9 protein-coding genes are annotated in these 11,034 nt (G+C 36.8%); all 9 read right to left on the minus strand.

Features of this window, described 5'->3' with window-relative positions; genetic code table 11:
- Window positions 1–4,261, minus strand: a 4,261-nt coding sequence (locus OCF96_RS09555) for an SspB-related isopeptide-forming adhesin (protein ID WP_261447022.1), incomplete at its 3' end; no start/stop codon positions are given.
- A gap of 142 nt (window positions 4,262–4,403) precedes the next feature.
- Window positions 4,404–7,001, minus strand: a complete 2,598-nt coding sequence (locus OCF96_RS09560) for an SEC10/PgrA surface exclusion domain-containing protein (protein ID WP_261447023.1) — start codon at window positions 6,999–7,001, stop codon at window positions 4,404–4,406.
- 189 nt (window positions 7,002–7,190) lie between these two features.
- Entirely contained in the window at window positions 7,191–7,508 is a 318-nt protein-coding gene (locus OCF96_RS09565; protein ID WP_084946241.1) for a hypothetical protein, read from the minus strand.
- A 294-nt stretch (window positions 7,509–7,802) separates the two neighbouring features.
- Window positions 7,803–8,243 carry a hypothetical protein gene (locus OCF96_RS09570; protein ID WP_261447024.1) on the minus strand — a complete coding sequence of 147 codons (441 nt, stop codon included), beginning with the start codon at window positions 8,241–8,243 and terminating at the stop codon, window positions 7,803–7,805.
- Window positions 8,244–8,257: 14 nt separating this feature from the next.
- Window positions 8,258–8,380 (minus strand): hypothetical protein, encoded by a 123-nt coding sequence (locus OCF96_RS09575; protein ID WP_261097323.1) that lies wholly within the window; start codon window positions 8,378–8,380, stop codon window positions 8,258–8,260.
- Between the two features lie 19 nt (window positions 8,381–8,399).
- A complete protein-coding gene (locus OCF96_RS09580) occupies window positions 8,400–9,542 on the minus strand; it encodes a replication initiator protein A (protein ID WP_261447025.1) in 1,143 nt (380 codons plus the stop codon).
- A complete protein-coding gene (locus OCF96_RS09585) occupies window positions 9,542–9,724 on the minus strand; it encodes a hypothetical protein (protein ID WP_261447026.1) in 183 nt (60 codons plus the stop codon). The genes OCF96_RS09580 and OCF96_RS09585 overlap by 1 nt, the downstream gene beginning before the upstream one ends.
- Window positions 9,725–9,758: 34 nt before the next feature.
- Window positions 9,759–10,430 (minus strand): DUF2786 domain-containing protein, encoded by a 672-nt coding sequence (locus tag OCF96_RS09590; protein WP_261447027.1) that lies wholly within the window; start codon window positions 10,428–10,430, stop codon window positions 9,759–9,761.
- Window position 10,431: 1 nt separating this feature from the next.
- On the minus strand, window positions 10,432–10,893 hold the full coding sequence (locus OCF96_RS09595; protein ID WP_078748324.1) for a hypothetical protein: 462 nt from the start codon (window positions 10,891–10,893) through the stop codon (window positions 10,432–10,434).
- Between the last annotated feature and the right edge of the window lie 141 nt (window positions 10,894–11,034).

Below are 11,034 nucleotides of genomic sequence, written 5' to 3' on the forward strand. Positions count from 1 at the left end.
CAGCAAATACCTTGTAAACACTCTGATAATCATCATGTGTCTCATCGTAGTCATCGCTAAATTTATACTCAAATAGCTGTTCTGAGCGATCTTTTGGTATCAAGGAACCAACTAATTTGTAATTAAATGTTTGATTCAGTTTGACCTCTTTTCCATCCAAGCTTTCTTTGCTTAGATGGTCGATCACTACATCTTTCTTCGGTTCAATCTTTGGAACATTATTGACTACTGTTTCAGTCACATAGGCCATCCCAAAATCAATTTGATAGGCTGTATTTTCATACTTACCACCTGTTTGACCCAATTCTTTCTTAACAGTCATTGGATTAGTAATAGTCAGAACTTCTCCAGTTTGAACGTAGGTCTTGTAGAATTCCTCTGGATTCTCCGCCTCAAATACTTGAATCGCACCTTTTGGAGTAAAATTGCTAGACTTCAAGGCTTCTTGTACACCTGATGGAGCTTTTTCTAGACTTTCATAAAGAGCCATTTTCAAACCTTTAACCACTTGACCTTTAGAATCAGTCACTTGAACACCATCTTGATTGATCGTAACGGCTTCTTTTGGGTAATCATCAACGATATAGAACCCTTTGCCAATACGATCTTTATCTACTTCAATGCCCTTGTATTGGCTATAATCTGCCGTTACCTTGTAGTAGTTGACAGAGCCTGCCAAGACCTGTTTCCCATCGATGTTAACACCTTCTTTGTTAAGATTCTTTTTGGTTGGTTTAACAGTAGGAACATTATTTACAACTGTATCAGTTTGATAGCCATTACCGAAATCAACTTGGTAAGCCGTATTCTCAAATGATTTTCCTGTATTTCGCAATTCTTCCTTAGTTACCATTGGATCAATAATTGTAACAGATTTTCCTGCCTTGATATATTGGTTAAAATAGGCTTCTGGATCATCCACTAAAAATACTTGGAAAGCTCCCTTAGGCTTAATCTCAGAACTATCTAGAAAGGCTTTAACCTTATCATTATCAACAGCTTCAATAGAATTATACTGATACACTGAAATACCAGAAACTTCTTTTCCTTCGCTATCAATATAACGAATATCTGATTTATTAATAGTCACTGCCTCTTCTGGATAATCATCAATCGCACCAAAGCCTTTTAGAATAGCAGATGGAGCTGCCTTTATCCCTTTATACTGATCATAATCCAAGGTTATATGGTAGTAATTCGTTGAACCAGCTAGAACTGTTTTACCATCAATGATAACACCATCCTTGTTATGATTGTGTTTGAGAGGTTTGATTAAGTTGTTATTAGGATTGTCAGGATCATTCGGTTTACCTGGGGTTGTTACCTTAGCAATATTTGAATAAGACTCAAATTCATTATTCAAATTCAGGCGGAAATTGTTCTTATAGGTTGCACCATCATTCGTTACTGTACCATACACTTTAAGAACAGGTGCGGTAAATACTTTAGTTAAATCCAAATTAACTTTAGCTAAACCTTCAGACTTCAATAACCCTTTTAACTGATGTTTAGCTTTATCATAAGTTATTGTAAAATCTGAGTTTTGAGCTACAGTTTTTGCTAAATCTAAACGATATCCTTGAGGTAGGTTGTCTGTTAGTTCATAAATTGTAGTTTCTTTTCTGTTTGCTGCAAGAGGTTTAGTTTCCAACTCCCACACAACTTCTGATAACTTGGGTACTGACGAATTATTCACATTTGTACCTGCAGAGTTCTTAACTAACTTTTCTACAGTAGGTGTAGTTTTCAAGCGAGTGTAGGTAACCTCAATTTCTCTCAGCGCGACCTCATTTGGCACAGGTTTTAAGTCTGGTGTAGGAGGTTCACTAGGAGTAGGAACATGAGGAGTATCTGGCTCCTCTTTAGGGAGATCTAACAACGGTTTCTCCGTTGGAGGTGTCAATGGTGTCTTATCCTTCTCCTTATACTCAGGTTCTAAAGGTTTTGGTTTTGTAAATTCGGCTGGTTTAGGAGGTTCTTTTGGCAAAGGAATCTCACCTGTATCAGATACTGGTGGAATTTCTGGTAATAACGGCTTAGGTGTAGGTTTCTCAATAGAATCCTTATCCTTTTGAATTAAACTTGGTGGAATTGGCATTTTTAGCGGCGACGGTGGAGGAACTAACTGTGTAACTACAGAATTACCACCCCATAATGTGAATCCATACGCAGATTTGAAAATTTCATGGTCGGATGTTGGAGCTTTACCTTCTTTAGCATCAGATTTATGCCAGTACTCTCTATACGCTGCAGAAGCAGACTCTGAATAAGGAGTTAACCCCCAATCTGCATTAGCTAGATACTGAATACGGTGACGTGTACCCTTACCTGCACTAGCATATGTTCCTGAAGGAGTACTTCTATCAGAGTCGTTATCTCCATAAACAGGATCCCCCACTCTAAATCGATTTAACCCACTAGTGTCATCGTAGTCAACAACCCCTGTTGTGTATACACCTGCCCAGAAAGTCTCGCCTCTAACAACCTTCTCCTGAACATTCGAACCAGGAGGATTTAAAACAACCCCTGTTGAACCATCTTCATAAGTGTAACGGTTAGCTTGATTGAAATCCAAGTCAGAGAACATGTTTACTAATCCCAAATTTATAGGTTTGTTAGTATTCTCATCAAAGAAGTTGATATCCCAGTCTACATCCAAATAATTTTGAGCATGTAAACCAATAGGAGAAACCCCAGTTCCTGATTTTTGTTCTTTATGCCACCAAACCCACAGACGAGTGTAAACTTCTGGGTTATTCGGTAGCCTATGTTCTGGGGTAGGTGTATTTCTAGAAACAAAAGATGCTGAGATAGTTTTACCAGTATTCGTTGTACCTATATTATGTAATGTAAATTTAGAACCTTGCTGAATACCCCTAATAACAGTACCACCGTAAGTCCTAACCTCATCATTAATAGACATGGAATCTTCCTGCAGGTTGTTATCTAAAGTAAGAGTAGTTGCAGAAGTTGCACCTAATACCCCGTTTACCGTTTCTAGAGTCTTATCTTCATCAAAGATAGCAGTCAATTTAGAATAATAGTCCATTGAGCCTCTTTTTGACTCATCAAAATCACCAACTACCTTAACACCATTGACCTCACCCTTTGGAGTTAAAGAATTGTACTCAGCAACCTTCTTCTTGTACTCTGCTAAAGCTTTCTCGTATTTCTCACGAGCTTTTTGATAATCACGCATATCATCATTGTATTTAGCCGTAGCTTTAGCATTTTCCTTATCGATCTCACTATTCTTAGCATTTAACTCAGCTAAAGCTTTCTCATAAGCAGCTAAAGCTTCTTGGTTAGCTTTAAGAATACCTTCGTTTTCCTTTTTACGAGCTTCTACTGCTTGCGCATGAGTTTCTTTATTGGCAATGTTATTTTTACCAATCTCTTCATTCTTACGCTTTGCTTCTTCTAAATCCTTCTCATACTGAGCCAACTGCTCTTTATACTTACTTAAGTCAGCCTCAGACTTCCCTTTTTCAATAGTCCACTGGTTTAAAGCTTCTTCATAAGCTTTCTTTGCATCTGCATTTTCCTTATCAATAGCAGCATCTTTCTCAGCTTTTTCTTCTACTGCTTTTTCATAAGTGGACTTAGTAAGATCGTTTTCTTGTTTGATACGCTCATTCTCTTTTGCTACACGCTCTTTCTCAGCTTTTAAACGCTCATTCTTTTCTTGATTTTCTTTATCAATCTGAGCATTTTTAGTAGTAGCATCTGCTAAGTCTTTCTCATACTGAGCTTTCGCTTTGTCATAAGAGTCTTGCTTTTCCTTGTTCTCAGTAGTAATCGTTTTAATCTCTTCTTTACGAGTTTCTACTTCCTTTTTGTACTTCCCAGAATCGTCTACAATAGTAGTTGCTTGCTTGTCGTAACTAGACTCAATCTCAGCAGTTTTCTTAGCTAACTCTTCAGAATTAGTCACCAAACCACCATCAACTTCAGTTTCTTTTACAATTAAACCTGCTTCTTTTGCAGCAGATACCGCAGATTCTACTTTTTCTCTACCCACAGTAACTTCAACAGAACCTGTTGATTTTTCTGCACTACCTTGGTCTTTTGTAGAATCCACCGTTGGGGAGTCTTGTAAACTTTTCGCATTTGTAGCAGGATTTGGATTTACTCGTTCATCTGCTCTAACTGGACTAGTCATCAAACCTAAGGCAGCTAGACCAAGAATTACTCCACACGTTCCCCATCGTCTTGTTTTTCGGATTGAACCGTAAGCTCGTGTCTCATTATTAAATTTCATTTTTTCTCCTTAATTTTTAATATAGTATTTAATATTATTCACTTTCGACATAATTTGAAGGAGCTCTCGCCCTAAAATGTATAATTTTCATTTCTTTCTCCAACAAAAAAGTCACCAAGAAACCTTGATGACTTTACTTAATTTAATTTTCCTTAGATTCTCGTTTGATTTTCAACAAACTTAAAAGTGAAATAGTTACCATTCCCAAGAACCAAAGACTTGAAGTTTTTTCTCCCGTCTTAGGTAATTCGTATCTTGCAACAGGTGCTTGATAGACTGGATTTTTGACTTTTGCAACTTGCTTCTTAACTTGATCTTGCACATACTTTACAATCTTACCATTTTGAATCACTGGAACTGGATGTCCTCCAGCTCGCTCAATACTTGCCTTCTGAGCCTCTAACTCTTTTTGATGCTTAATTTCTTGCTGTGCTTCCAGATAATCACGATAAGCCGACAACAACTCTTTATGAGCCTCTAATACCTTTCTTTGATCTGCTTTCGCAGTTTCTAGTTTTGCTAGTGCTAACTCAAGAACAGATTTCTTTTCTTTCAAAACTTCTTGAGCAGATTCAAGATTAACTTTTGCCTTTTCTAAGAGTTGTGGTGCATTTTGCAAAACTTCTACTCGCTCTTTTGATGCTTTCAAGGCTTCAGTTGATTCTGAAAGTAAGGCTTGACGACTGAGGACAAGTTCTTTAATTCGAGCAAGTTCACCTTGTTTAGCAATCAAAGCCTCTTTCTCAGCAGTCAAAGCTTCATTCAGTGATTTCCATTCAGTTTGTTTTTCAGCTAGTTTATCTTTAGCTAACGCAAGTGCTTCACGTTTGTTTTGTACGTCTGCATTCAACTGTTCCAAAGCATCTTGCGCTTGTTTATTTTCTAAACCAGCTTTTTTAAGGTTTGCTTCCGCCTGCTTCAACTTAGCTTCTGCTTCAGGAGTTTTTAAAGCAATATTCTGAATATCATTACGATTAGTCACTGCATTTTGCGCAGTAACTTCTGCTTGAGTATATTCTGTCTGTGCTTGTTCTTTTCTAGCTTGTGCATTCTTACGATTCGTTTCCGCAGTATCATAAGTACCCTGAGCCTGTGCCACAGAGTTCCTAGCTACTTGAATTCTTTCCTGAAGACTAGCTAGATTGTTCTTAGTATCAACTTTTACATTTTGATGGAAACTATTTTTCAGCAAATCAATTGTTTTAGAATCTGTTCCAACATAGTGCATCGCAATCAACCCAAGATCTGTCTTTCGGGTTGCTACACCGATATACTGTAGCGTGACTGACTTACGATCAAGTCCTGCAAAGTTTAAAGCATGACCCCAATCAGCATGCTTATCATAAAACAGCATCATAATCATGTTATTGTATGCCTGTTGTTTCAGATCAGCTAATGTTACTACATCACCTGCATGTTGAAAGCCAATGTTTTCAGCAAGCAGACCTTGATTCCCTTGATTCAAACCAAATTCTTTCGCAACAGTGTTCAAAGCATCTATGTCATGGCCGTACTGATTAGTAGATAGTTGAGTTGCTTTCTGTGCCACTTTCTGCATATCTCGATTCACTAAAACTGGAATATCATCTGTTCCCATCAATCGACGGAAATCATTAATCAAATGTGCATTAAAAATGGCAAGTTCATCTTGAACTTCAGCAGATAAATGATTGACATCAGCAATCACAGTCTTTTTATCTGCTGCACTCTGCTTAAATGGAGAGTTTGGATTACCGTAATAAGTCTCACCACCATCTGGCGAGCTAAATCCAGCAGCAGTCATTCCTTTCTTGGCAATTTCTTGTAATTTTTTTGAATTTTCTTCAGTAGGGTTATTGAAGTAGGCCTTTAAAGCTTCAACATAGCCAGCAGGATAAGTGATAGAGGTTGTTGTCAAACTATCCAGAATACTTTGAGCCTTAGATAGATTTTCTTTAGCTACTCGATACTGATTTTCAGAGTTAGTAGCTTTAGTGATCGCTTGATCTAACTCCTGCGCTTTCACCAACTTAGTTCTTTCTGTACTCGTTACCTCTGCTTCTGCCTGTTTCAGTTTAGAAGCACGTTGGTCATCCGCTTTTTTAGCAGTCACCAAATCTTGTCGAGCTTGTGATGCAGCTTCTTCACTCATTTCTAAGTTTCTCTTAGCTGCTTCAGCATTGGCAACAATGCCTGAAACTCCAGTGCCGTCTAAAATAGCTTGTTTTTCAGCTACAATTTGTTTTGCATCTGTAACTTCTTTTGTTTTGTCAACAAGTTTTCTAGTAGCTTCTTTGACATTTGTTTCCTGATCAGTAACATTCTTTTCAGCTAGCTTTTGTTGCTCTTTAGAAGTAGATAGTTCTTCTTGAGCTTTCTTATCAGCAGCCTCTTTTACAGAAACATCTTCTTTTGCATCTTGGATATTTTTAGGAGTAGCTTCCTTGACAGCTTTCTCCGCTTGAGTGACAGCTTCTGTAGCTTCTCCAACTACTTTCTCTGCATCGTTTACCTTGTTTTGATTAGATTTTACAATCTCCTCCTGTTTTTTTACAACTGCGTTTACCTGTTCCACATTTGCTTGAGAGAGTGCGACATCAGTTTCTGTAACTGTTTTTTGAGTTACTGTCTTTTGTTGGTTCTCTGAAATTTGGTCTGAAGATTTTACCTCTTCTGCAGTAACTTGCGTCGTTACTCCAACACTTGCAGTTGCGATAACACTAGCCAACATAACTTTCTTAACTTCATTCATGATTTCCATTTGATTTCTCCTTTTTGTTTAAAAACGTTCTTAAAATATTTATTTTATGCTTTTATTTTACTATTTTTAGAGTTTTTTATCAATTTTTTCTTGATTTTCATTCATCTATCCGCTTAATCAAAGATAGGATATTTAGAACATATAAAATCTCCTCTCCTTGATGAAACAGATAGATGAGGACTCTATCTGTTAAATTTTACCGCTAGGTCGGTGATAACCTTTACCGGTTAGCTGTAAGATTGATTTATTTCCTTGTTTAATTCGTCTGGCAACTAAAATATCTCCACGTTTAATGGTGCGTATATCTCTATAGATTTTAGAGTATTCTGCAATCATTTCAACAGTTTGAAGTTTTCCTGCCACATATCCTTTTTTAGGAATAAGACCATACTTACTAGTTAATTTCATTTCTTCACCACTTGCAAGCCGTGCGGTTGCATCACCTTGCAAACCTAGTCGTCTTAAGTCAGTGAGTGTAACCTCACTAGTTGATTTTATTTGATTCATATTGTCCTCCTTTTTGAATCAAAGGCTGATTTACAGCCATGCCGAGTTGATGCCGTACATCTCTACTGTGTTTTTTACGCACGATTTATAGTTTAGAAATCGCAAACTCTTTCGTCTTACGGGACAAGTCAACCGTGACTTTACATCATGCAGTCAGCACTAGATATACTTTCTAGATACACACCGCCCCTATTCTTCTTTTTATGCCTAGACTGCGCTAATCAGGACAGTGGAGATATTCAATTTTCAAAGAACAAAAGTAGTTTCATGACTTGCTCAGGTCAATGTTGAATACTATATAATAGCTTTATTTTGTATAGCTTCTTCAGTTAGTAAACCTCTTTGAATATATCCATCAATCAACTCATTATATTCTGCCAATATCTCCTCTATAATAGGTGTGATTTTTGATAAATCAAGTGAAACATTATCAGACTTCTCTAAAAATTTAATTGATAGATTTGTTAGCTCAATAAATCGTGAAAATGTTTCTTCGTCTCCCAAAACACGTTCAGTACAAGCGTATAAAAAGTTAATATAAAAATTTTTTGGGAAGTAATCTTCAAACATACTTAATCCTATTGCCGGTTCAAAGGGAGAATAAACTGTCCCAAATATCATATTAAAAAGATTAACTGCTTGAGGGTTTCTATATTCAAACTCATACAGTTTAAAAACGTCAGGGCTACACATTTTTTTAGCAACCAGCAATAATTTGTCGTCAACATGCTTCATTCTATCTCCTTTACCTAACTGTCTAGCGTTTCATCAAAATATTCTACAATCATTTCAATCTCTTGAACTGGTTGGGAAGGTGTAGCTTTCATAGCTTGTCCTCTGTTAATTCTCTCTTGATGATTAAACAATTCCATAAAATCAACTCTCTTTCTTTTAACATGTTTCGGTGTTCTTAGACAACTCAGCTAAATAGTGATTCAGTTTAATCTCTGATAGTTTGTCTGGATAATAATGGGCAATCAGACTAGGACACTCAGCAGGGTATTGTCTAGCGTACTCACTTTGTCCTGATACCTCTATGAAGCCCTGTTCTTTTTCGATGAGTAGAGCCATCTTCCAAAAACGAATCATCATTTTGTAGAAGTAGGCTGGGACATTCTGGATTGGTTTTTCTTCAGCCTCTCCTGTTTTAATTTTGAAAATCAATTTATCAAGCTCACGTTCAAGATCTTGCAGCCAAACCTCTCCATAAATTTCCTGACCGGCTAAGAGGTTGTTGTAATTCTTCTCAACTTGACGTTTCGATTGATAGATTTTATTTTCAAGAATTTTTGCATCTTTTCCAAACATACTGAGTTTCTGAACTAGTTGAGGAGAAAGAAAACCATGTTGCCCCATTTTAAATGCTTCAGAAATTGATAAACCAGATAAAGATGACTCGCCCTCGTATCGATTAGTATCGTATGAGGACTCTGTCTGACTCCTCTCTGTATTTATTCCGTCCGTTTTATGGACGTTTTGAAGTCCATTTTGTGGACGTCCGTTTTGTGGACTTCCGCTATTACCGAGGGGTTTTGGTGTTTTTTCTATATCACACTCTTTTTCATAGAGAACTTTACCAAAAGCATCTATCCTCTTTAACAACTCACCATCGATTGAATAGTGCTCCACTATTTCTAAATTAGCATCCACTAGTTGAAGATAAAGTTTATTGGGCTTATTGAGTCCCTGCCTAACTTCTCGTAAGAGACCATGTTCTTGCAGTTCTTTCTTAATCTTAGTAACCTTCATCTTTCCCTTATCTAGTAACAACATTAAATCAGATACTGTAAAAATTAGAAAGACCGCTCCGTTCTCATCAACGTAATCTCTATTTCCCTTCTGAAAAGAACTGATACTTAATTTACAACGATTATAGAGAGCGCCATATGCTAACTTGGCATCAGATGAAAGACCAGTATAGGAACTAGTCAATTTGACATAGCCGTTCTCGTTATGTTGAATACGAGTGAAAAAGATTTCTGGAATTTGATAAAAAGTTTGTGTTGCTAGTTGATCAATCGTGATATCCGCCATTAAAATCCTCCTACAACTTGTAACCTCAAGCCACCAGCTTCAGGAAAATAGACAAGATGAGCTCGTTCTAACTCTTCAATAGCCGCAATAGCTCGGCTTCTAGTCCATCCCATCGTATTCATCAAATTGAAAATCATTACGTCTCTAGTCAACCTTGAGAAGTTTGTTTGGTGTTGTTTCATATGTGATCCTTTCTTTAAGTAAGCCACTTTATATTCATACTTGTAGTAATTCTTCTGATAGCAGCCTAGTCTCTTTTGCCTGTTCAAAACCAGCAATATAAGCCTCATAATCGACTTCAATTTCGATTTTTAGGCTTCTACTCTCTAATTTACCCATACGTAGTCGTTGTTCTTCCAAAACTTCTGCTGGGATTTTTACCATCAAACCAAATTCTTCTGATGATTGAGCCTGGTCCTGAAAACGTTGATCTATTCCGTTTAAGAAACCTAGTAAGTACGATTTCTTATAGTCTTTCCATCTTGCTCTTGAGACTGTAGGGAAAAGTCGTTTCAACCGATATTTAAGATATAAGAGCGCACCTTCGTAAACCTTACTACAAAATTCAGCATCAGATTGATATCCAAAGAAAATTATCTGTGTGATGCCGTCTTCAGGAAGTCGTCTTCTTATCGTTTTACATCTAAAATTTTCACCTAAAATACCTGCCAACTTTTCTTGCCACCATGGAAGTCTATATTCCCATGTTCCTATTGTTTCACCAATATCTTTTTGAGTTTTACTATTCGTTAAATCATTCATAGAAAGATTATGCTTCACCATAAGTCTTTGAGCCATCAGAAGTGCAGTCTGCCCCTCTTCATCGTTTGGTGCATCGTAAGCTAATTCTAAAAGATTTTGTATCTTCTCAATAATTTTATTATCCATATCAATCCACATGTTTATACTTTCTAGGCAAACAACTAGCGTAATGTTCTGAATCATTGACCTTTGCATTATAAAAAATCATATTATTCCCAATAATATCTTGCCATTTAGGAATCTCCTCACGATAAATACGATTAAGTCCATAAAAATTCCTTACAATAAATCTAACGGCTCCAATATGATCTCCTAAACCAACCACACACAACACATCATGTTCCATATCATATACCCAATGACTTTTTGAATTTGTCAGTATTTCCCAAGCAAATTCCCAATCTCTCTCAAGCCAATCATGCCCTGGTCTGTAATAAACTTTTGTCTGACAAGAGTCATCATTAAATCCATAAAAACAGTGACTACACAGCGTTCTATTTTTATCTACCCACCAGCAAGTACCATACTTTTCATTGATGCAAGGTGTAACCCAGTTGCAAGAACATCGTCTACAAATTCCAGTTTCCATGCTCTACTCCTTCCTACCTAGACATATCCATTACAATTTCAATATTATCTGACATTTTTCCTCTCAAAATACAAAAAAGAACTAACGGAATTTTCCGTTAGTTCAATATTTTCTATTTACCTCAAAACACTAGACACTTAC

Source organism: Streptococcus mitis, assembly GCF_946190065.1.
GTDB lineage: Bacteria > Bacillota > Bacilli > Lactobacillales > Streptococcaceae > Streptococcus > Streptococcus mitis_DE.